The following is a 21,055-nucleotide window of genomic DNA, read 5'->3' on the forward strand; positions in this document are numbered from 1 at the left end:
GGTTTACTCCCGCGGACCGTAGCGCAGCGTGGCCTGGCGGCGGCGCACCACCTGGTACGGCCGCCACAGGTAGCTGATCGGAATGCTCCACACGTGCACCAGGCGGGTGAACGGCGCGATCAGGAACAGGGTCAGGCCCAGGAAGATATGCATCTTGTAGACCCAGCTGACGCCCTCGATGTAGTCGGCGGCACCGGCGCGGAAGGTCACGATGTGCTGCGCCCATTCGGCCAGCTGCACCATCACCCCACCGTCCAGGTGGCCGGACGAGATGCGGATGCTGTAGAGGCCCAGGCATAGCTGGGCGAACAGCAGCACCAGCACCAGGGTGTCACCGAAACTGCCGGTGGCCCGTACCCGCGCATTGAACAGGCGGCGTACCAACAGGATGCTGATGCCGATGAAGCACAGCGCGCCGAACACGCCGCCCACCACCATCGCCAGCATCTGCTTCTGCGACGAGGTGATGAAGTGCTCGTACACCGCATGCGGGGTCAGCAGGCCGACCAGATGGCCACCGAGGATGGCCAGGATGCCGATGTGGAAGCAGTTGCTGCCGATCCGCATGCCCTTGTCCGACAGCATCTGGCTGGAGCCGGTGCGCCAGGTATACATGGCCTTGTCGTAGCGGGCCCAGCTGCCGAACAGCAGCACCGCCACGGCGATGTACGGGTAGTACTGGAAGGCGAATTGATGCAGGGAGTAACTCATGGCTGGACCTCTCGATGCGAAGGACGGGCCGGCGAACGCACGGGCGGCTTGCAGTCTTCGGCGGGGGCTTCGGCGCCGAAGCGCACCGCCTCCTCCTCCCACAAGCGGTCCATGGCCTCGGCGGTATCGTCGCGGACTTCTTCGCTGGCACGCTGGCGCAGCGCCTGCAGATCGGCCTTGCCGTCACCGGCTTCGACCAGGATCTCGAACAGCACCCGGTGCGGCAGCTCACGCTCGGCGGCACGCGCCGCCAGCATCCCGGCGATATGGCCGATGTGGTGCAGCCACTCGCGGGCCTCACTGCCGGGGCGATGGGCCAGGAACTCCAGCAGCAGCGGCAGGTAGTCCGGCAGCTCGCGCGCATCCAGTTCGAAGCCGTTGCGGCGGTAGGTCTCGACCAGATCGACCATGGCCTGGCCACGATCTCGCGACTCGCCATGGATGTGTTCGAACAGCAGCAGGCTCATCGAGCGGCCGCGGTCGAAACTGGCCAGCCATGCGGCCTGTGCGTCCAGTGCATCGGTGTCCAGCAGCTGCTGCACGAAGCTGCGCAGCTGCTGGCGGCGGGCGGCGTTCAGCGCCGGGTCGTCGCAGGCGGCGAGCAGTTCCTCGCCGTGCTGCCACAGTTCTTCACGGGGGTAATCCAGCAACACCCCGACCAGCTTGAGCACGCTCATCACACCACCTCCTTGCGGCGGTGGTTCGGGCCCTTGTCCACCACGAAGGTGGTGCTCTTGCGCTGGCCGAACAGATCGGCCGGGCTGTCACCATTGCAACCGTTGCCGAAGGTGAAGCCGCAGCCGCCGCGCTCGCCGAAGGCATCGTTGGCATACTCGCGGTGCCCGGTCGGAATCACGAAACGGTCCTCGTAGTTGGCGATGGCCAGGTAGCGGTACATCTCTTCCACCTGGGCGATGCTCAGCCCAGTCTGCTCCAGCACGGCGGTGTCTTCCACGCCGTCCACGTTCTTGGCCCGGCGCCAGGCACGCATCGCCATCAGACGCTCCAGTGCGCGTACCACCGGCGCTTCGTCACCCGCCGTCAGCAGGTTGGCCAGGTAGCGCATCGGGATGCGCAGCGAGGCCACGTCCGGCAGCTCGCCGCTCATGCCCACGCGGCCACGCTCGGCGGCGGACTGGATCGGCGACAGCGGCGGTACGTACCAGACCATCGGCAACGTGCGGTATTCCGGGTGCAGCGGCAGCGCCAGCTTCCAGTCGATCGCCAGCTTGTACACCGGCGACTGCTTGGCCGCATCCAGCCAGCTGTCCGGGATGCCTTCCTTGCGCGCCGCAGCGATCACCGCCGGGTCGTTCGGGTCCAGGAAGATGTCCAGGTGGGCCTGGTAGAGGTCCTTCTCGGCGGCCACCGAGGCGGCCTCGGCAATGCGGTCGGCGTCGTACAGCATCACGCCCAGATAGCGGATGCGCCCCACGCAGGTCTCCGAACACACCGTCGGCTCACCCATCTCGATGCGCGGGTAGCAGAAGATGCACTTCTCGGACTTGCCGCTCTTCCAGTTGTAGTAGATCTTCTTGTACGGGCACGCCGACACGCACATGCGCCAGCCGCGGCACTTGTCCTGGTCGATCAGCACGATGCCATCTTCCTCGCGCTTGTAGATCGCGCCCGACGGGCACGCCGATACGCACGCCGGGTTCAGGCAGTGCTCGCACAGGCGCGGCAGGTACATCATGAAGGTCTTCTCGAAGGCGCCGTAGATCTCCTTCTGCACCTGGTCGAAGTTGTAGTCGCGCGAGCGCTTGCTGAACTCCGAACCCAGGATCTCCTCCCAGTTGGGGCCCCACTCGATCTTCTGCATGCGTTCGCCGCTGATCAGCGAACGCGGCCGCGCGGTGGGCTGGTGCTGGCTGTCCTTGGCGGTGTGCAGGTTCTGGTAGTCGAAATCGAACGGCTCGTAGTAGTCGTCGATCTGCGGCAGATCCGGATTGGCGAAGATCTTCGCCAGCATGCGCCAGCGGCCGCCAGCACGCGGCACCAGCTTGCCGGCGCGGGTGCGCACCCAGCCGCCGTTCCACTTGTCCTGGTTTTCCCATTCCTTCGGGTAGCCGATGCCCGGCTTGGTTTCCACGTTATTGAACCAGGCGTATTCGACGCCCTCGCGCGAGGTCCAGACGTTCTTGCAGGTGATCGAGCAGGTATGGCAGCCGATGCACTTGTCCAGGTTCAGCACCATCGCGATCTGTGCACGGACCTTCATCACACCACCTCCTTGCTGGCCGATGCCGAAGCACCAGCAGGCTGCTCATCGGTCGCTCCTGCGCGTCCTGCGCCCGCGACACTCGAACTTCCTTGTTCATCGTCCAACCAATCGATCTTGTCCATCTTGCGCACGATCACGAACTCGTCGCGGTTGGTGCCGCAGGTGCCGTAGTAGTTGAAACCGTAGGCCAGCTGCGCGTAGCCGCCGATCATGTGGGTGGGCTTGAGCACAATGCGGGTCACCGAGTTGTGGATGCCGCCGCGGGTCCCGGAAATCTCCGAGCCCGGCACGTTGATGATGCGTTCCTGGGCGTGGTACATCATCGCCATGCCCGGCATCACGCGCTGGCTGACCACCGCACGCGCGGCAATCGCACCGTTGACGTTGAACAACTCGATCCAGTCGTTGTCGACGATGCCGGCACTGCGCGCGTCGTCCTCGCTCAGCCACACGATCGGGCCACCGCGCGACAGCGTCTGCATGATCAGGTTGTCGCTGTAGGTGCTGTGGATGCCCCACTTCTGATGTGGCGTGATCCAGTTCAGCACGATCTCCTTGTTGCCGTTCGGGCGCTGGTTCAGCAGCGGCTCCACCGTGCGCGTGTTGACCGGCGGCCGGTAGCCCATGAAGGCCTCGCCGAAGTCGATCATCCACTCGTGGTCCTGGTAGAACTGCTGGCGACCGGTCACCGTGCGCCACGGAATCAGCTCGTGCACGTTGGTATAGCCGGCGTTGTAGCTGACGTTGTCGTCTTCCAGGCCCGACCAGATCGGCGAGGAGATGATCTTGCGCGGCTGCGCCTGGATGTCACGGAAGCGGATCGCCTCGTGCTCCTTGCCCACCGCCAGGTGGGTGTGCTCGCGGCCGATGAACGTGCCCAGCGATTCCCACGCCTTCACTGCCACGTGGCCGTTGGTTTCCGGTGCCAGGTGCAGGATCACCTCGGCCGCGTCGATCGCGGTCGAAATGGCCGGACGGCCCTGGCTCACGCCCGCGTCGTGCACGGTGTGGTTGAGTTTGCCGAGGAATTCGACTTCGTGCTTCGTGTCCCAGCTCATGCCCTTGCCGCCGTTGCCCAGCTTGTCCAGCAGCGGGCCCAGCGAGGTGAACTTGCGGTACAGGTTCGGGTAGTCGCGCTCCACCATCGTCATCGACGGCATGGTCTGGCCCGGGATGGCCTCGCACTCGCCCTTCTTCCAATCAGCCACGCCGAACGGCATGCCCAGCTCGTTCGGGGTGTCATGCAGGGTCGGTACCAGCACCAGATCCTTCTCCACGCCCAGCACACCCGGCGCCATTTCGCTTACGGTGCGGGCGACCTCCTTGAAGATCTCCCAGTCGCTGCGCGATTCCCAGGCCGGGTCCACCGCCTTCGACAGCGGGTGGATGAACGGGTGCATGTCCGACGTGTTGAGATCGTCCTTCTCGTACCAGGTGGCCGTGGGCAGCACGATGTCCGAGTACAGTGCGGTGGTGCACATGCGGAAGTCCAGCGTCACCAGCAGGTCGAGCTTTCCTTCCGGCGCTTCGTCACGCCACTTCACCTCCTCCGGCTTGACCGCGCCCATCTCGCCAAGGTCCTTGCCCTGCAGGCCATGACGCGTGCCGAGCAGGTGCCGCAGCATGTACTCGTGGCCCTTGCCCGACGAACCCAACAGGTTCGAGCGCCAGATGAACATCATCCGCGGATGGTTCTGCTGTGCATCCGGATCGGCGAAGGCGAAGTCCAGCGAGCCGTCCTTGAACTTGCCCAGCGCGTAGTCGGCCGGGGCAACACCCGCCGCTTCGGCCTCGCGTACCAGCTGCAGCGGGTTGCGGTCCAGCTGCGGCGCACACGGCAGCCAGCCCATGCGCACCGCGCGCAGGTTGAGGTCGGCCAGGCTGCCGCTGTACTTGCTCGCATCCGCCAGCGGCGACAGCAGCTCGTCCACCTGCAGCTTCTCGTAGCGCCATTGCCCGGTGTTGAAGTAGAAGAACGAGGTGCCGTTCATGTGGCGCGGCGGGCGGCTCCAGTCCAGGCCGAAGGCCAGCGGCTGCCAGCCGGTCTGCGGGCGCAGCTTTTCCTGGCCCACGTAATGCGCCCAGCCGCCACCGGTCTGGCCCACGCAACCGCACATGATCAGCATGTTGATCAGGCCGCGGTAGTTCATATCGTTGTGGAACCAATGGTTCATCCCGGCGCCGACGATGATCATCGAACGGCCATGGGTCTTGTCGGCGGTACGTGCGAACTCGCGGGCGATCTCGATCACCTCGGCGCGCGACACGCCGGTGATGCGCTCCTGCCACGCCGGTGTGCCCGGCACCATGTCATCGAAGCTCGATGCCACGTTGCCGCCGCCAAAGCCACGGTCCACGCCGTACTGGGCCAGCAGCAGGTCGTAGACCGTGGCCACCAGGGTCTCGCCACCGTCTGCCAGCGCCAGGCGACGCACCGGGATGTTGCGTTCCAGTACCTCGTCGGCCGGCGCGGCGGTCCAACCTTCCGACTCGATGCCACCGAAGTACGGGAAGCTGACCGCCTCGATGCCCTCATGGGCGTCGGCCAGGCTCAGCCGCAGGCGCGTATCGGCGCCCTTGCTTTCCTTCTCCTCGATGTTCCACTTGCCCTTCTCGCCCCAGCGGAAGCCGATCGAGCCGTTGGGCACCACGATCTGGCCGCTGTTCTCGTCGTAGGCCAGGGTTTTCCAATCCGGGTTGTTGGCTTCACCCAGCCCGCCCAGTTCACTGGCACGCAGGAAACGGCCCGGCACCAGGCGGCCGTCATCGCGGCGCTCCAGGCGCACCAGCATCGGCATGTCCGAGTACTGGCGGCAGTAGTCCTGGAAATACTGCGAGGGCGAATCGACGTGGAACTCGCGCAGGATCACATGGCCGAAGGCGAAGGCCAGCGCCGCATCGGTGCCCTGCTTGGGGTGCAGCCAATGGTCGGTCAGCTTGGCCAGCTCGGAATAGTCCGGGCAGATCGCCACCGTCTTGGTGCCGTTGTAGCGCGCCTCGGTGAAGAAGTGTGCATCGGGCGTGCGCGTCTGCGGCACGTTCGAGCCCCAGGCGATGATGTAGCGGCTGTTGTACCAGTCGGCCGATTCGGGCACGTCGGTCTGCTCGCCCCAGATCTGCGGCGAGGCCGGCGGCAGATCGCAGTACCAGTCATAGAAGGACAGGCAGGCGCCACCCAGCAGGGACAGGTAACGCGCGCCGGCGGCATAGGACACCATCGACATCGCCGGAATCGGCGAGAACCCGACCACGCGGTCCGGGCCGTACTGCTTCACCGTGTACAGGTTGGAGGCGGCGATGATCTCGTTGGCCTCTTCCCACTGCAGGCGCACGAAGCCGCCCATGCCGCGGCGGGTCTTGTACGAACGCGCCTTCTCCTTGTCCTCCACGATGCTGGCCCAGGCATCGACCGGAGCCTTGCTCTTGCGCGCTTCGCGCCACAGGCGCAGCAGCGTGCCGCGGATCAGCGGGTACTTCAGCCGGTTGGCGCTGTACAGGTACCAGGAATAGCTGGCGCCACGCGGGCAGCCACGCGGTTCATGGTTGGGCAGGTCCGGGCGCGTACGCGGGTAATCGGTCTGCTGGGTTTCCCAGGTGACCAGGCCGTTCTTGACGTAGATCTTCCAGCTGCATGAACCCGTGCAGTTCACGCCGTGGGTGGAGCGCACGATCTTGTCGTACTGCCAGCGGGCGCGGTAGCTGTTTTCCCAGTCACGGCCCTCGCTCTTGGCGAATCCGTGGCCATCGGCAAAGGTCTGGGGGTCACGCTTGAAGAACTGCAAGCGATCGAGGAAATAACTCATCGGGGGTCTCCCTTTGCGGACATCGGCATCGTGGCTGTGTGTGTCATCTGGCTGCGGTGCGTTTTCATGTCGTCAGCAGGGTGTCTCGGCACCGCGCCGGTAGTACCACCACCAGGTCACGGCCAGGCAGGTGACATAGAAAACAACGAATCCGTACAGCGCCATGTCGGGGCTGCCGGTCAAGGTGATGGACGAGCCGTAGCTCTTGGGAATGAAGAAACCGCCATAGGCACCGATCGCACCGGAGAAACCGACCACCGCGGCCGACTCGATGCTGGCCTGGTGCGCGGCCGTGGCCTTGCCTTCGGCGTTGTCGTTGGCCGACCAGCGCTCATGCAGGGTGCGGAAGATCACCGGAATCATGCGGAAGGTGGTGCCGTTGCCGATGCCACTGAGCACGAACAGCGCCATGAAGCTGAGCAGGAAGCCATGGAAGTTGCCGCCCTGGCCGTGACTGGGCAGGAAGTGCAGTACGCCGAACACGGCGGCGATCATCAGCGCGAACACCCAGAAAGTCAGGCGTGCGCCGCCCCAGCGGTCGGCCATGCTGCCACCCACCGAGCGCATCAATGCGCCCAGCAGCGGGCCGATGAAGGCGTAGGCCAGCGGGTTCACGTCCGGGAACTGGCTCTTCACCAGCATCGGGAAGCCGGCCGAGAAACCGATGTAGGAACCGAAGGTGCCGATGTACAACCAGCACATCAGCCAGTTGTGCTTGCGGCGGAAGATCACCGCCTGCTCGGAGAACGACGAGCGGGCGCTGGTCAGGTCGTTCATGCCGAACCAGGCCGCGATGGCGCACAGCGCAATCGCCGGCACCCAGATGAAGCCGGCGTTCTGCAGGAACAACGGCGCCCCACCCTCCATCGTGGGCTGCGGTGCACCACCCAGCGCACCGAACACGCCCACGGTGATGACCAGCGGGATCACCGCCTGCGCCACCGACACGCCCACATTGCCCAGGCCGGCGTTCAGGCCCAGCGCAAGGCCCTGCTTCTGCTTGGGGTAGAAGAAGGAGATGTTGGACATCGACGACGAGAAGTTCGCGCCACCGAACCCACACAGGATCGCAATGGCCACGAACACCCAGTACGGCGTGGCCGGGTTCTGTACCGCAAAGCCGAGCCAGAGCGTCGGCGCCAGCAGCGAGGCCGTGGACAGCGCGGTCCAGCGGCGGCCGCCGAAGATCGGGATCACGAACGAATAGAAGATGCGCAGCGTGGCGCCGGACAGGCTGGGCAGCGCCACCAGCCAGAACAGCTGGTCGGTGCTGAAGTTGAAGCCGATTTTCGGCAGGCTGATCGACACCGCCGAGAACAGCACCCATACCGAGAAGGCCAGCAGCAGCGAGGGGATCGAGATGACCAGGTTGCGGGTAGCGACCCGCTTGCCGGTGCGCTCCCAGTAGCCGGGATCTTCCGGCGTCCAGTCGCTGATGACGCGACCCGGACGGGCAGTGCTGCGGACAACAGGATCGCTACCGACGGTCATACATGGCTCCAAGGCTGTGGAATGACGTGGGTACTGCGTTTCAAGTTGTGACCCGTCGTCATGCAGCCATTAGGCCGCGCAGCAACAACGACGGGGTTGATCTGGATCAATCAGGGGCCGGTTTCCGCCGTGCCCCTGACAAATGTCAAACCGAGGGCGCGGTGGTGCGGTGGGTCACCCCGCGCTGGCGCACGCTGTCGCGCACGTCCACATCGAACTGCAGCTGAAGCTGGCTGCCATCTTCCAGGGCAATGTCGAAGGGCAGGCCCTCCCGGCACGGCAACCGCGCCGCCAAGGCCTCGACGGCCGGGCGCGGCAGTACCAGGCGGCAGAAGGTGCCGCCATCGAGCAGCACCGGTTGATCGCCGCCATGCAGCGACACCGCCATGCCCCAACCTTCAATACCGCCGAAGCGGGTCATGTTCTCGACCGACTCACCGGCCAGCAGGCGCGCCAGTTCGGCCTCGTCCAGGCGAAGCCGTACCGATTGGTCCTGCAACTGCACTTTCATGACGCAACATCCTCCCATTGTTCGGGGGTATTGCAGTTGACCAGGCAGGCTTCGTCAACGCTTTCCAGCGCCAGCACGTGCATCTGCAGGCGACGCTGGAAGGCCTGTACCGAGCGCGGCCCCTGCGCATCATCCAGCATCGCGGCCAGCACGCTACGAGTGGCATTGTCCACATTCAACTGCATGGGAAAGGGATGCCCGTCAAAGATCGTACATGCGCCCCGCCCCTCGGCGGCCAACCGTTGGAGCAGCCGCGGTGCCAGCAACGGCGTGTCCACCGCTACCACCCAGGCCTGGCTATCGGGCATCTGCTGCACCACGCTGTGCAATCCACCCAGTGGGCCGCAGCGCGCGACCTGATCGGGGATGCCGCCGAAGGCCGGATAGTCGCCGCTCACCCACACCCGTTCTGCGCCGGCCTGCAGCAGCAGGCCACGCATGTGTTCCAGCAGGGTGCGCCCCTGCCACGGCAGCAGCGCCTTGTCTCGCCCCATCCGGCTGGACAGGCCGCCGGCCAGCACGATGCCGTTGATGCTCATCGCAGTAGTGCCACGCCATGCGTGGCTGCGTCGGCCGGATTCATCGGGAAGGCCGCATCCACGCATGGCGTGGATCTACTGAACCCCACGGCCATCCAGACATTCGGTGGTAGAGCCACACCATGCGTGGCTGCAGCGGACTCAATGGTGGTGGTCGTGCGCATGGTCATGGGCATGTGCGGGTTCGCTGTCCGCATGGCACAGGCTGCAACCCTCGCTCCACTCGCTGTCGCCGTCCTCGTAATGCTCCTGCTTCCAGATCGGGCACTGGTGCTTCACCATCTCGATCAACTGCCGGCAGGCCCGGAAGGCCTCGTCCCGGTGGTGGCTGCCCGCAGCCACCACCACCGCCACATCGCCAATGCCCAACCGGCCCTTGGCATGGGCCACATACAGCTTCAGCTTCGGACCGAACGTCGCCTCGACCTCGGCGGCCAACCGCTTGAACTCGTTCAACACCAACGGTTCGAACAGGTCGTAGGTGATCCCGGTCACCGGCCGGCCGATGTTGACGTCGCGCACCTTGCCGATGAACACATCGATGCCACCGAAACCCGGATCGGACACCGCAGCGATGCCCTCAGCCGGATCGATCGACGCCTGCGCGCGATCCACCACTTTGGCGATGATCTTCTCGCTCATGGCTCAGCCCCCGCTTACCGGCGGCAGGATCGCCACCCGGCCATCGTCGGGCAGCGCCTCGTGGTCACGCAGCACGCGTTGCTGGTCGGCGAACGCCGAATAATCCAGCAGGCCGGCACGGAAGTCCGGCCAACGCACCGGCAGCAGCTCGCGCAGCGCCTGGCGCAGGTCGGCCACGGTGCCACCGGCCACCTCCACCGCGATCTCGCGGCTGGCATCCAGATCCGAAAACGCACCGAACAACTGCAGATTCACCTGTTTCATCATGACTCCTGGCTCGCCAGCTGCACCGGGTCATGGTGACCCCAGCCCTGCACGCGCACGTAGGTACCAGCGCTGGCCAGGTCACCCTCGGCCTCCAGCACCACCCAGGCGTTGGCCTGCAGCATGGACATCAAACGGAACGACTCCTGCCCGGACAGCACGCGCGCACTCAGACGCCCCTGACCGTCCACTTCCACCCGCGCACGCGCGTGGAAGCGCAGGCCCGGCGGCTTGCGCACGTCGGCCTGCAGCGGCAGCTGCAACACGGTTTCCGGTGCCAGCCCCAACAGGCGGCGCTGCACCGGCTCCACGAAGAAGCGCTGGCCCACGGCGGCCGAGACCGGGTTGCCGGGCAGGCCGAAATACAGCGCGCCATTGGGCAGCACCGCGAACAGCAGCGGCTTCCCCGGGCGGATCGCCACCTTGTGGAACACGATGCGCGCACCACGGCCACGCAGTGCATCGGGAACGAAATCGTAGCGGCCGGCCGACACCGCGCCCGTGCTGATCAGCAGCTGCGCGCCGGCAGCCAGCGCTTCATCCAGCACCGCATTGAACGCGGCCACGTCATCACCCACCGTGCCCTGCCAGACCACCTCGGCACCGGCGGCCTGCAGGCGGCCCACCAGATACGGCCGGTTGCTGTCACGGATCTGGCCGGATTCCAGCGTCTGCGCCGCCTCGGTCACCAGCTCCTTGCCGGTGGCGATCACCGCCGCCTTCGGCCGTGCCACCACCGCCACCTGGCCCACGCCGATGGCATGCAGCAGGGTGCGCGCATTGATGTCCAGCACCTGCCCGGCCTGCAGCACACGTTCGCCGTCGCTCACATCCTGGCCGCGCAGGCGCACGTTCTGGCCCGGCTTCACCGTGCTCTTCAGAGCAATGCGGGTCGGGCGGCCGTCCTCGCTGGTAAGGATCTCCACGTTCTCGACGGGCACCACCGTATCCAGCCCAACCGGCATGCGCGCTCCGGTCATGATTTCCCAGGCACCCTCGCCGCCCTCGGCACCGGCATCGCCGGCCGCCTGCCAGCCCTGCACCGCGAATTCGGTACCGGCTTCGAACGTCGCGCCGTTGGCGCGCAGCGCGAAACCGTCCATCGCCGAATTGTCGAACGGCGGCAGCGACTGCCCACTGATGATGTCACTGGCCAGGGTACGGCCGCCGGCCTCATGCAGCGGCAGGCGCTCGGCCGGCAGCGGCGTGGCCGCATCCAGCAGGCGCTGCAGGGCTTCGCTATAGGCAATCATCAGTGGCCACCACCCTCGACCATCGCCAGGGCGTGGCCCAGTACCGGCGCCAGAATATCGAGGCACTGCGCTGCTGCCTTCGGGCTGCCCGGCAACGCAAACACCAGCATGCCGCCCAACTGCACCACCTCGGCGCGGCTCAACCAGGCCATCGGCGTGTGCTGTGCACTCAGTGCCCGCACCATCTGCGCCAGGCCATGCACCGGCCGCGCGTTCAAGGAACGCAGCGCCTCGGGGGTCAGGTCACGCGGGCCCAGCCCGGTACCGCCGGTGCACAGGCACAGGCGCACGCCATCGGCAGCCAACGCCTGCAGGCGGCCCGCCAATGGCTCGATGCCATCGGGCAAGATCTCGGCGGCCACGACCTCACCGCCCAGCTTTTTCAGGTCGCTCACCAGGGTCGGGCCAGACACATCTTCATAGGTGCCGTCGCTGGCGCGATCACTCAGCGTGATCACCGCGCAGGCCGCGCCCTCCAGGCCCTTCGGCGCACGCGGCTTGAAGCGCGCGCGCTCGGCATCGTCCATGCCATCCGGGTGCAGCCACACGCCGCGCTTGCCGCCTTCCTTGAACAGCAGGCGGATGCCTTCGATGCGCAGGGCCGGTTCCACCGGCTTGCTCAGGTCGTACAGGGTCAGCAGTGCCGCGTTGACGCCAGCCAGTGCCTCCATCTCCACGCCGGTGCGCGCCTCGCTGGCGCACTCGCACCACACGCGGATTGCCTCCCGTTCCGGCACCGGCGCGCAGAACACCTGCACCAGTTCCAGCGGCAGCGGATGGCACAGCGGCATCAGCATCGAGGCCATCTTGGCACCCTGCAGGCCGGCAATCTCGGCCATCACCAGCGCATCGCCCTTGGGCAGGCGGCGCTCGACGATCAGCGGATAGGCCACCGGACCGGCATGCAGCTCGCCCACCGCCACCGCACGGCGGCGGGTGATGCGCTTGTCGCGGACATCGGCCATATGGAAGGCCGCATTCAATTCCCCACTCATCGTGTTGCTCATCCTCCGATGGAGGCCAGGTTCGGGGTCAGCCCGGTCTGGCCCTGGTGCAGTCCATGCCCGGCCGCTTTCAGGCCAAGCTGTGTGGTGATGCGTGCCAGCAGCGCGTCGTGGTCATCGTCGCTCTGCAGCAGCGGGCGCAGCGGCACGCCGAACTCGCCGAACAGGCACAGCCGCAGGTCGCCCTTGGCGGTCACCCGCAGGCGGTTGCAGCCCTTGCAGAAGTCACGCGAATACGGGGCGATGATGCCGATGCTGCCGCGATGGTCGGGGTGGCCGAACTCACGCGCCGGGCCGGCATCGGCCGCGCGTGGACGCTCGTGCCAGCCTGCGGCAAGCAGCTGCTCGATCACCACGTCGGCACGCAGGTGGTGGCGCTGGAAATAGGCTTCGTTGTCGCCGGTGCGCATCAGCTCGATGAAGCGCACGCTGAAAGGACGGTCACGCAGGTAGTCCATCCACTGCGGCAGCTCGTCGTCATTCAAGCCGCGCAGCAGCACCGCGTTGAGCTTGATCGCCGGCAGTCCCAACGCCTGCGCCAGGGCCAGGCCCTGTTCGATCTCCGGCAGGCGGTCATGCCCGGTGATGGTCCTGAAGCGTTCGCGCTGCAGGCTGTCCATGCTCACGTTCAGCGCGGTCAGGCCGGCGCGGTGCCAGCCCGGCAGGCGACGCGGCAGCAACGTGCCATTGGTGGTGATGGCCACCTTGCGGATGCCCGGCGCCGCCGCCACGGTGGCGATGATCTCGTCCAGATCCTTGCGCAGGCTGGGCTCCCCACCGGTCAGGCGGATCTTGCTCATGCCCAGCGCGGCAAACGCACGCACCAGGCGCGCGATTTCATCCACCTGCAGGAAGCGCGGGCGGCCATCGGCCTGGTAACCGTCGGGCAGGCAGTAGCTGCAACGGAAGTTGCAGGCTTCGGTCAACGACAGGCGCAGGTATGGAAAGCTGCGTCCAAAACCGTCGGTGAGTTGGCTCATGGCTGGTCCACCTTGTTGCTCCACCGTCTTGCCTGTGCCCGGAACGGCCCGGAAACCCTCGTCTGCTGGAACGATTGCCAGAGTACGCGGCAGTCAGTTCCATGGGCATGACTTAAATCAATCGCCTTCGGCCCCGCGCGGCAGGCGTTGTGGCAGCATGCGGCTTTCCGTGCAGCGGGCGTGTGACAACCCTCATGATGATGAACGATTTCCAGCAGCTGCTGCACGCCGCAGGCCAGCAGGCTGAACCGCAACGCTTGTTGTTCGTATTCGTGCGCGCCGAGCTGCCCGAATCGCCCACCAGCGACCAGCGCGACCGGCATGACCGCCGCGAGGGCGGCACCCTGTCGCCGGTGCTGTGCGTGGACAAGCTGCCGGCCGAGGTGCCCAGCTTCCAGGCGCTGGCTACGGAATCGACCACCACCGGCATCGACTGGGACCTGGTCTTCGTGGCGGCGCTGGACGGCCGTGGCGGTTTCGCGCCCAACAGCGACGAAGCCGCGCGCCCGCTGCAGCTGATGGTCAACGCCATCCATGACGGTCAGATCGGCCGCTTCGCCGCCTTCGACCGGGGCGGCGAGCCTGTTCAGTTCTATTGAGCCACCAGCTGCAGGGTCAGGAAGAAGATCACCAGCACGGTGTTCAGCCCCCAGGCCACCGTCAGCCCGCGCGCGGCCACGCCCAGGTTGGGGTTGTGCGCAGTGGGCGCCGCCCGCCACACCGCCGGGATGATCCAGCCGGTATAGAGCAGCAGCACGGCAAATACCCCCAGCAGCAGCGTGGTGCGCTGATTGGCCAGGGCCCAGAGGGCTACCGCCCACAGAATGTTGCTGGGAATCACGCCCTGCAGCCAGAACACACTCCAGAGGCGCGAACGGCCTTGGGTGGCGGGGGTTGGGTGCAGCGAAGCGGTCGCGGTCATAAGTCTCCTTCTGGTTAGGAAACGTGCCGGACCAGCCTGCGCTTGGTGGCTGGGAACGTCAACCCGAGTCGCACGTCACGCTTTGGCGCCGGGGGGGGGGAGCCAGCGACGCTCGACTCAGGCCCTTGCGGAGCCTGTCGCCATCGCCCCGCCACACCCGTGCCCTTCCCTCCCCCAGCCTCGACACCTGTCGCAGATTGCACGGTGTGGACGGATCACCACGCCAGCCAGCGCTGGCAGTGCTTAACAGCGTGGGAGAATGCCGAAAGCGTCTCCAATCGAGTGATGTTTGCAACTCTTCTGATTGGCATTGCACAGCGCCAGGGGCTCAGATGGCGTGCCACCGGAAAAGGGTGGCCGGGCTTCGAATCCCGTGTTGGCTTTGAGTAAGTGCGCTTGCCAGCCGGCGTCACCATGCGTGGCGCCGGCTGGCAATCCGTCTGCCGGCTATGGCGGGCGGTGCGTTGGGGGCGTTCGCGCCCGCCGGCTTGAAGCCAACCCGGATTCGAACCACGTACCGCCCGCCACCTTTCGGGTGGCGGCTACCGATTGCCCTGCACGGAGCTCTGCCATGAACGAATCGGACTTCCCCCATCTGCACGCCTATCGCAGTACCGCCCACGACGACGGTTCGCCACAGGCTGCGCCCGCAGTGGACAGGAACACCTTCATTGCCAATCTCAACCGCATCGGCTCCGGTGCGGTGGCCGGAGCGGCATCAACTCCCCGGCCGCTGCCTGGCCCTGGCCGATGCCGATTGCGCGTTGAGCGGATTGCGGGTGGTGCTGGAAATGCTATTGGCGGCGGAGCGCACCCGCCAGAACGGCGAACCGGAAGAGTACGTGGGCGACCGGGTGATGGAGGGGTTGGTACTGGCCAGCCAGTCATTGTGCGCGCAGGCGGTGGGGCGGTTGCAGCCTGAAGGGTGAATGCCATGCGCCACGGCCTTCAGCGAGGACCGCTTTCAGCAGGCGTCAGTGCTCGCTGAAAGCGCTTCTCAGATCGACGCCGATGATCGAAGAGAAGTCCACCTTCCACAGCTCCAGCTCGAAGAGCTGATCGTGATTATCCAGGCACAGGGTGACTCTCACCGGCACGCCGTCAGCATCGGCAAGCATGGCCGTAGCAATGTCACTGCCGAAAAGCTGGGTCGTGCTGGACAGGAACACCACGCCCCCGAATCCGACGACACCCACATCCTCCACCTGAGCGAGCGCCAGATCCTTCAACAACCGTTCGGACAGCTCGGTCGTCTCCGGCAGCAGCCTGTGGATGAGGGAGACCTCGTCGGGGGTGAGGAACCTGGGCATGGGATGTCCTTCAGGGCACCGCGTCCGCCATCGGCTGATTCTCGATCCGCCATGTCTTAGCGTAGATGAGAATGACGCTTCCGGTCGAGCTGGTCTCGATACGAAAACACTTCAGACCGGACAGCGGATAGCCGACCGCCTTCCAACGATCAAGAAGATCAGCGAGTCCCGGCTCGTCATCATCCACCATGGCGAACTCAATTCCCTCGTCACCCAGTACGCCGAAGTTCATGAGCGCCGAGCACCCGTAGGCTTCCGAAAAGCAAACGGTTGCCTGCCGGCCGTCCGGCCAGCGCACCTGAACCTTTACCTCATCGCATACGCCTGGATTGCTTCTGTCAATGTTGATAGCCAGCAACGTGGCATCACACCATTCAAGGGAGTTGAAATCTTCATTCATAAGCTAGAATCCTGGATCACGGTCCCCAGGCGCAGGACTGAAATGTTCACGTTTCTGGTCCAAGTGGTAGTGGGAGTAGTTCGGCCCTTTGGTACCCGGCGGCGTTGCCGGATCAATACGCAGTCGCTCTTGATACTTGCCACCCACCATCTCACCGAAGCTTCCAGGCCTATGCGGATTTTGAACATAGTGACTTGGAATCGCGTACTTACCACCAGGAGGAAGAGCAACCCCCGATTTTGTAACGTGAATGACCGCGCTGGACTTCCGTGCAGCAGACGCGGCTCTTATCCCCACCCTTCCAACTTTCGAAGAGATCTTGCCAAGAGGTCCGAGTGCTCCGCTGGCCAATGATACAAAGTTTCCAATGCTGGGGGACTCGCAGAATTCATCAAGTGCGCGCAGGTCACCCAATATTGGCGTGATGTCTGCAAGAAGCGGGAGCACGTCCCTTGCCTGCTGCTCGGTAGTGGGATTCATCATCTCCCGCGGACTTCCCATCACCTGAAGTCCGTAGGGATCGGACAGTGAAAGGGAATTCGCTTCAGCGTAGCCGTAGGTGCTAATACCGGCGTCCAACCCCAGCGGATCACTCTGCGAGTACCGCCCAACTACCGGGTCATACTCCCGCTGATTGTTGTAGAACAGCCCACTCGCATCCGTCGCCTGTTGGCCCGGGAATCGCAGCGCCAACTCGAATGCCACGCCATCGCCGTCCGGGTCGGTACTCGGAATCTGGTTGCCGAACACCTCGCTCTTGTTGCTCCACTCCCAGATCGCCACATCGCGCGCCGGGTCGATCACCACGCGCGGCGTACCCAGATGGTCCGGCTGGATGTAGGCCAACTCCGGCACACCTGCGCTTGGCACGCTGATCAGCGCCACCGGGTAGTTGTCCAGCCAGATGGCCTGCTGCTGCGCCTGGCCCGTGGCCGAGTAGTTGCCCAGCCACTGCCCTGCTTCGTTATACAGAGTGATCTGTGCAGCGCCACCAGCCGGGGTGCGCAGCACGCGCTCGCCGCGATGGTTGTAGGCGTAGCTTTCCAGTACGGCGTTGCCTTGCTTCACCGCGTTCATGCGGTTGGCATCGTTGTAGATGAACGTCTTGCCGCCGATGCTGGTGGTGTTGCCCACCGCGTCATGGTTGCGCGCTTCACCATCCACCGCAGTCAGGCGATGACTGGTTGCGGGATAGGTGTAGCTGGCAGTGCCCGCCGAAGTGGTCAGCGCGGTGCGATTGCCGGTGGCGTCGTAGGCATAGGTTTCAATCGGCGTGCCGGTCGCACCGTCCTGGGTCTGGGTCAGGCGACCCAGCGCGTCGTAGGCGTACTTGGCCAGTACCGTCGAGCCAGTGCCGTTCTTCAGCTCGGTGATCGAACCGACCGGATCATAGCCGTAGCCCAGCGACAGGCCACCTGCAGCCGGGTCATGTACCGCCTGCGGGCGGTAGTCCAGATCCAGCGGACGCTGCAGCTGGCGGCCATTGCCGTAGGTCCAGCCGGTCGCCGGACCGAAGGCTGCATAGCTCACGTTGTTCACCACGATCTGGCGCGCCTGGCCGGGCCGGGTCAGGCCGATCTGGCTGATGCGGCCCTGGATATCACGCACGTAGTCGGCCACGCTGCCGTCGGGGTAGGTCAACGCAGTCAGACGGCCCGACTTGCTGTAGGCGTAGCGCAGCGTGCTGGCCACACCATTGACGGTCTGCACCTTGCGGGTGACCTGACCGAAGCGGTCATGGCAGTACTGGGTGCTGCCGTTGGCATGCAGCACCTGCCCCAGCCGCCCCTTGGCGAAGCGCTCGTCGGCGGCGCAGGCAGCCGGCGCCACGTCATAGCTGTAGCCTACGTCCAGATTGGGGTCCGGATAGGCGACTCCGATCAAACGGTTCAGCGCATCGTAGTGATAGGTGGCGGTGACGCCGCGCGCGTCGGTAACGGTCTTGCGATTGCCTGCCGCGTCCACGGTGTAGCTGCTGGCGCCACTGTCCGGGCTGACCTGTCCGGTCAGATCACCGAAGCCGTTGTAGGCGTAGGTGGTGTGCAGGCCCTTCGGATCAGTGACCTGGGTGACCTGGTCCAGCGCGTTGTACTGGCTGCGGATCTCCGCCGCGACGCCGCCCACGTCCTGCAGGGTCTGGGCCAGGCGGTTCAGCGGGTCGTACTGCTGGCTGGTCACGCGCTGCAGTGCGTCGGTCACCGTCTGCAGGTTGCCGTTGGCATCGTAGGCAAAGCCGGTAGCGTGATTGCCTGCGTCCTTCAGCGCGGTCAGCTGGCCGAGTGTGTTGAACGTCCGTGCCAGGGTACGGCGCAGGGTGCCGCCGGTATCCAGCGTGTCTTCCTTGAGGCGGTTACCAGCATTGTCCAGCGTGTAGTGAATCGTGTTGCCCGCGTTGTCCTCGATGTCGGTCAAGCGCAGCGCAGCATCGTAGACGTAGGACACGCTGCTGCCATCCGGCTCGGTGATCTTCTGCACCTGGCCCGTCGGCCAATAGCTCAGCTGGGTGACCCGATCCTCGGCAGTGGTCGCGCCGCGTACGGTGATCGAGGTCGGCCAGCCGCGAGCATGGTACGTGTAATCGGTGACCACGCCGTTGGCGTCCTTGACCGACAACGGCCGCCCGAACGCGTCGTAGGCCAAGGTATCGACCGTCTGGCCCAGCGCATTGGTCACGCTGCGCAGGTCGCCCTTGCGATAGCTGCAGGCACCTCCGGTCGCGCACCCTGCATCATCCGCCGGATAATAGGCATAGGTAACGGCATCGGCCACATCCGTGCGCGGGCCATCCACACTCTTCAGCAGCCCCTCCACCGGGCAGCTGCCTGCCGCTGCCACATCAGCGGCTTCGCAGTACGTGTAGCTGGTGATGCGCGTCTGACCGGAAGCGGTGTCGGTCACCGTGTTGGCCGTCGGCTGGCGTCGGGAATTGAAGGCCGTGCGGGTTTCGCGGCTACCGATCCGGGTGGTCAGTACCGCATTGGTTTCGACGTCGCGCGCCGTGGTCATCACCCGCTGCTCGGGCAAGCCGACCGCTTCGGTCACGGTATGGATGCTGACGGCACGACCGCTCACCGGATCGGTGCCCTGCGCATAGGCGTGCTTGGTCTGGATGCCGCGGCGATCGGTGTAGGTATTCAGACGCCGGCGGAAGTCGACACTCTGGTCGTAGTAGGTTCGGCTGACGGTTCCCTGCGAATCCGTCAGGCCGGTCACCTTGCGCGACGGAGCGCTATCGCCTCCGGGTGTAAGGGTGTAGTCGGTCTGCCGCCCCAGCGCGTCGGTCACCACCGCACCGCCATTGGGGCTGTAGGCCAGTGTCACGCCATCGGCACCGCCGGCGTGCTGACTGGAAATGACACGACCGTCGGAATCATAGGTAAAGGTGCTGTAGCGCCGGCCGTCCTCGGCGGTGATGCCGGTCAGGTGCTGGGGGAAAGCCTGGTTCTCGTAGTGATACGTGCGCACACCGCCACCCGCATAGGTCACCGTGGCGACCTGGTTCTGCGGCGTGTAGGTATAAGTGGCGAGCGCAATGCCCTCGACCAGTACCGAACTGATCAACGCCTCATAGTCGTTGGACTGGTAGACGAACTCCAGCGTGCGGCCACTGCTGTGGGTGACGGCCGCAAGGCGGTCGCTGTCATCGTAGATATAGGTCAGCGACGTGCCATCCGGGAAGCGATTGGCGGCCAGGCGCCCGTCCGCGCCGAAGGTCGAGATGGAATCCGCCGAATACAGTGTCCAGTTGCCGTTCTGGACGAGACGATCGCCACTGTCGTCGTCCGCCTCATAGGCTGGGCCGATCTTCTTGAATGCACGCTGGAAACCGGTGCTTTCAATGATGCCCACACTGTCAACGCCATCCAGTGCCAGGTGGGCGCCCAGCGAATGGGTCCAGCCATAGCCGAAGCCACCGGAGGACGTGGAAATGCCGGAGTGATAGAAACGCGTCAGTGCGATCCAGCCAAGATCGAAGTCCTGCGCGATTTCGTACTTCTCGCCGGTTTTGACATCACACGGATTGCCTACGGTGCCGTCGCAAGGTGCCTTGTTCGCCGCCTCGCCCTCTTCTGTCGAAGGACAATTCGTCCCAGAACTGTCCTTGTCGCATTTCTGCGATTTGGAGGTGATGGTCGCAACGAATTCCTCGCTGACGCAGGCGTTGTGCTTGTTGGACCATTGCGTGAACGGAATGGGGCAGTTCAAGCGTCGCATGCGAGCGAGCCCTGTCGTTCCTGCGTCGAAGGGTACGCACGGAGACTCCGCCGTGTTGCTGCCCAGCATTCCGGTGACGCGGTACTCCCTGAACTCCGAAATCCCATCCATCTCTGGAGCAGTTGGGACCCAGCCTCCTTCCGGCACAGCGGTTTCCCCAGGACAGTGGGGATTGATGTCTTGCAAGTCTGCAATGAGCGCTTCCAGCACATCCTCTTCGGACTGGAAGCCACCATTTCCTGCGCCATGGTAAGTCCACTCAGGATCTGCTGGCTGAGATTTACCCATCCAGTAGGTGATCGACGTATTTCCGTTCAAGTCCACGACTTTGGACTTGATCTTGTCGACGTACTGCCAGCCGAACTGGAATTCCGGTGGGAACCGGCTGGGCGCGGGCAGGTTCTTGATGGCAGCCACCGCCGCCTGTTGGGTCTTGTATTGCGTCGCATCGCCGCCGGGCTGCGAAATGCGCCAGGTAATCTTGCTTTCCTGCGCCTGTGCCACTGCAGAGGCGAAGCAGCCGAGGGCAATCATCGCCAGCACGGCACGCGAGAGGGTCTTCAGTCGTTCCAACATCCCTGTTCTCCTTCCTGGACGAACACAGCGCCGGCGGGAACGAGAACGCGGGGGTAGAGCCCCATCACGTCATGCTTCGGATCGTCCCTGGTCCGGAATGCGGCAGTGCCACATGCCGCCTTTATCGTTGAAGACGGTGACATGTTCAAGTCAAGGCCCGCGACATCCGTCACATTTCCACCCGCGCGGATTCCAGATCCAGCCGATTAC

Annotated in this window: 17 protein-coding genes and 1 pseudogene; 2 read left to right on the top strand and 16 right to left on the bottom strand. The window is 65.0% G+C overall.

The features are described 5' to 3' along the window. Positions 1–3 precede the first annotated feature (3 nt). From narI to moaA, 12 genes are all read right to left on the bottom strand, one after another. Positions 4–711 (bottom strand): respiratory nitrate reductase subunit gamma, encoded by a 708-nt coding sequence (narI, locus tag ACZK3J_RS13080; protein ID WP_049462747.1) that lies wholly within the window; start codon positions 709–711, stop codon positions 4–6. Beyond that, positions 708–1,388, bottom strand: coding sequence for a nitrate reductase molybdenum cofactor assembly chaperone (gene narJ / locus ACZK3J_RS13085; protein ID WP_049462748.1), 681 nt, complete (start codon positions 1,386–1,388; stop codon positions 708–710). The genes narI and narJ overlap by 4 nt, the downstream gene beginning before the upstream one ends. Next, positions 1,388–2,932 carry a nitrate reductase subunit beta gene (gene narH, locus ACZK3J_RS13090; protein WP_012511273.1) on the bottom strand — a complete coding sequence of 515 codons (1,545 nt, stop codon included), beginning with the start codon at positions 2,930–2,932 and terminating at the stop codon, positions 1,388–1,390. Before narH ends, narJ begins: the two co-directional genes overlap by 1 nt. Next, positions 2,932–6,738 (bottom strand): nitrate reductase subunit alpha, encoded by a 3,807-nt coding sequence (locus ACZK3J_RS13095; protein WP_478475914.1) that lies wholly within the window; start codon positions 6,736–6,738, stop codon positions 2,932–2,934. The genes narH and ACZK3J_RS13095 overlap by 1 nt, the downstream gene beginning before the upstream one ends. Before the next feature lie 72 nt (positions 6,739–6,810). Beyond that, complete coding sequence (locus tag ACZK3J_RS13100) at positions 6,811–8,229, bottom strand: NarK family nitrate/nitrite MFS transporter (RefSeq protein ID WP_277778466.1); 1,419 nt, start codon at positions 8,227–8,229, stop codon at positions 6,811–6,813. Positions 8,230–8,374: 145 nt separating this feature from the next. Continuing rightward, positions 8,375–8,740, bottom strand: coding sequence for a DUF7009 family protein (locus ACZK3J_RS13105; RefSeq protein ID WP_478475915.1), 366 nt, complete (start codon positions 8,738–8,740; stop codon positions 8,375–8,377). Then, positions 8,737–9,279: a molybdenum cofactor guanylyltransferase gene (gene mobA / locus ACZK3J_RS13110; protein ID WP_277778467.1), complete on the bottom strand. Its 543-nt coding sequence runs from the start codon at positions 9,277–9,279 to the stop codon at positions 8,737–8,739. Before mobA ends, ACZK3J_RS13105 begins: the two co-directional genes overlap by 4 nt. Before the next feature lie 141 nt (positions 9,280–9,420). Further along, positions 9,421–9,921 carry a molybdenum cofactor biosynthesis protein MoaE gene (locus ACZK3J_RS13115; RefSeq protein ID WP_478475916.1) on the bottom strand — a complete coding sequence of 167 codons (501 nt, stop codon included), beginning with the start codon at positions 9,919–9,921 and terminating at the stop codon, positions 9,421–9,423. A 3-nt stretch (positions 9,922–9,924) separates the two neighbouring features. Then, positions 9,925–10,185: a MoaD/ThiS family protein gene (locus tag ACZK3J_RS13120; RefSeq protein WP_049423015.1), complete on the bottom strand. Its 261-nt coding sequence runs from the start codon at positions 10,183–10,185 to the stop codon at positions 9,925–9,927. Further along, a complete protein-coding gene (locus tag ACZK3J_RS13125; protein ID WP_478475917.1) occupies positions 10,185–11,438 on the bottom strand; it encodes a molybdopterin molybdotransferase MoeA in 1,254 nt (417 codons plus the stop codon). Before ACZK3J_RS13125 ends, ACZK3J_RS13120 begins: the two co-directional genes overlap by 1 nt. Further along, positions 11,438–12,433 carry a bifunctional molybdenum cofactor biosynthesis protein MoaC/MoaB gene (moaCB, locus tag ACZK3J_RS13130; protein ID WP_478475918.1) on the bottom strand — a complete coding sequence of 332 codons (996 nt, stop codon included), beginning with the start codon at positions 12,431–12,433 and terminating at the stop codon, positions 11,438–11,440. Before moaCB ends, ACZK3J_RS13125 begins: the two co-directional genes overlap by 1 nt. A gap of 8 nt (positions 12,434–12,441) precedes the next feature. Beyond that, complete coding sequence (gene moaA, locus ACZK3J_RS13135; protein ID WP_478475919.1) at positions 12,442–13,422, bottom strand: GTP 3',8-cyclase MoaA; 981 nt, start codon at positions 13,420–13,422, stop codon at positions 12,442–12,444. Between the two features lie 194 nt (positions 13,423–13,616). Between moaA and ACZK3J_RS13140 the strand changes: the two genes are divergently transcribed. Beyond that, positions 13,617–14,021 carry a hypothetical protein gene (locus ACZK3J_RS13140; protein ID WP_049462756.1) on the top strand — a complete coding sequence of 135 codons (405 nt, stop codon included), beginning with the start codon at positions 13,617–13,619 and terminating at the stop codon, positions 14,019–14,021. Here ACZK3J_RS13140 and ACZK3J_RS13145 read toward each other — a convergent pair. Continuing rightward, complete coding sequence (locus tag ACZK3J_RS13145) at positions 14,015–14,344, bottom strand: hypothetical protein (RefSeq protein ID WP_049462757.1); 330 nt, start codon at positions 14,342–14,344, stop codon at positions 14,015–14,017. The two genes, ACZK3J_RS13140 and ACZK3J_RS13145, sit on opposite strands and share 7 nt — an antisense overlap. A gap of 571 nt (positions 14,345–14,915) precedes the next feature. On the opposite strand from ACZK3J_RS13145, the pseudogene ACZK3J_RS13150 reads away from it, so the two are divergent. Further along, positions 14,916–15,273 (top strand): annotated as a pseudogene (locus tag ACZK3J_RS13150) (hypothetical protein). Positions 15,274–15,318: 45 nt separating this feature from the next. Here ACZK3J_RS13150 and ACZK3J_RS13155 read toward each other — a convergent pair. From ACZK3J_RS13155 to ACZK3J_RS13165, 3 genes are read right to left on the bottom strand one after another with little or no spacing between them, the layout of a single operon-like run. Beyond that, positions 15,319–15,654, bottom strand: a complete 336-nt coding sequence (locus ACZK3J_RS13155) for a DUF6984 family protein (protein WP_049462758.1) — start codon at positions 15,652–15,654, stop codon at positions 15,319–15,321. A 10-nt stretch (positions 15,655–15,664) separates the two neighbouring features. Continuing rightward, positions 15,665–16,054, bottom strand: a complete 390-nt coding sequence (locus tag ACZK3J_RS13160) for a hypothetical protein (protein WP_049462759.1) — start codon at positions 16,052–16,054, stop codon at positions 15,665–15,667. 3 nt (positions 16,055–16,057) lie between these two features. Next, entirely contained in the window at positions 16,058–20,845 is a 4,788-nt protein-coding gene (locus ACZK3J_RS13165; RefSeq protein ID WP_478475920.1) for an RHS repeat-associated core domain-containing protein, read from the bottom strand. Between the last annotated feature and the right edge of the window lie 210 nt (positions 20,846–21,055).

Source organism: Stenotrophomonas sp. 86428_Sma (assembly GCF_056481585.1).

Bases quoted from the DNA above. Each gene is read 5' to 3' on its own strand.
- ACZK3J_RS13140 (WP_049462756.1), top strand. From the start codon at position 13,617: ATGATGATGAACGATTTCCAGCAGCTGCTGCACGCCGCAGGCCAGCAG.
- ACZK3J_RS13165 (WP_478475920.1), bottom strand. From the start codon at position 20,845: ATGTTGGAACGACTGAAGACCCTCTCGCGTGCCGTGCTGGCGATGATT.
- ACZK3J_RS13100 (WP_277778466.1), bottom strand. From the start codon at position 8,229: ATGACCGTCGGTAGCGATCCTGTTGTCCGCAGCACTGCCCGTCCGGGT.
- ACZK3J_RS13125 (WP_478475917.1), bottom strand. From the start codon at position 11,438: ATGATTGCCTATAGCGAAGCCCTGCAGCGCCTGCTGGATGCGGCCACG.
- moaCB (WP_478475918.1), bottom strand. From the start codon at position 12,433: ATGAGTGGGGAATTGAATGCGGCCTTCCATATGGCCGATGTCCGCGAC.
- ACZK3J_RS13160 (WP_049462759.1), bottom strand. From the start codon at position 16,054: ATGAATGAAGATTTCAACTCCCTTGAATGGTGTGATGCCACGTTGCTG.
- narI (WP_049462747.1), bottom strand. From the start codon at position 711: ATGAGTTACTCCCTGCATCAATTCGCCTTCCAGTACTACCCGTACATC.
- narH (WP_012511273.1), bottom strand. From the start codon at position 2,932: ATGAAGGTCCGTGCACAGATCGCGATGGTGCTGAACCTGGACAAGTGC.
- ACZK3J_RS13115 (WP_478475916.1), bottom strand. From the start codon at position 9,921: ATGAGCGAGAAGATCATCGCCAAAGTGGTGGATCGCGCGCAGGCGTCG.
- ACZK3J_RS13145 (WP_049462757.1), bottom strand. From the start codon at position 14,344: ATGACCGCGACCGCTTCGCTGCACCCAACCCCCGCCACCCAAGGCCGT.
- ACZK3J_RS13120 (WP_049423015.1), bottom strand. From the start codon at position 10,185: ATGAAACAGGTGAATCTGCAGTTGTTCGGTGCGTTTTCGGATCTGGAT.
- ACZK3J_RS13155 (WP_049462758.1), bottom strand. From the start codon at position 15,654: ATGCCCAGGTTCCTCACCCCCGACGAGGTCTCCCTCATCCACAGGCTG.
- narJ (WP_049462748.1), bottom strand. From the start codon at position 1,388: ATGAGCGTGCTCAAGCTGGTCGGGGTGTTGCTGGATTACCCCCGTGAA.
- mobA (WP_277778467.1), bottom strand. From the start codon at position 9,279: ATGAGCATCAACGGCATCGTGCTGGCCGGCGGCCTGTCCAGCCGGATG.
- ACZK3J_RS13105 (WP_478475915.1), bottom strand. From the start codon at position 8,740: ATGAAAGTGCAGTTGCAGGACCAATCGGTACGGCTTCGCCTGGACGAG.
- ACZK3J_RS13095 (WP_478475914.1), bottom strand. From the start codon at position 6,738: ATGAGTTATTTCCTCGATCGCTTGCAGTTCTTCAAGCGTGACCCCCAG.
- moaA (WP_478475919.1), bottom strand. From the start codon at position 13,422: ATGAGCCAACTCACCGACGGTTTTGGACGCAGCTTTCCATACCTGCGC.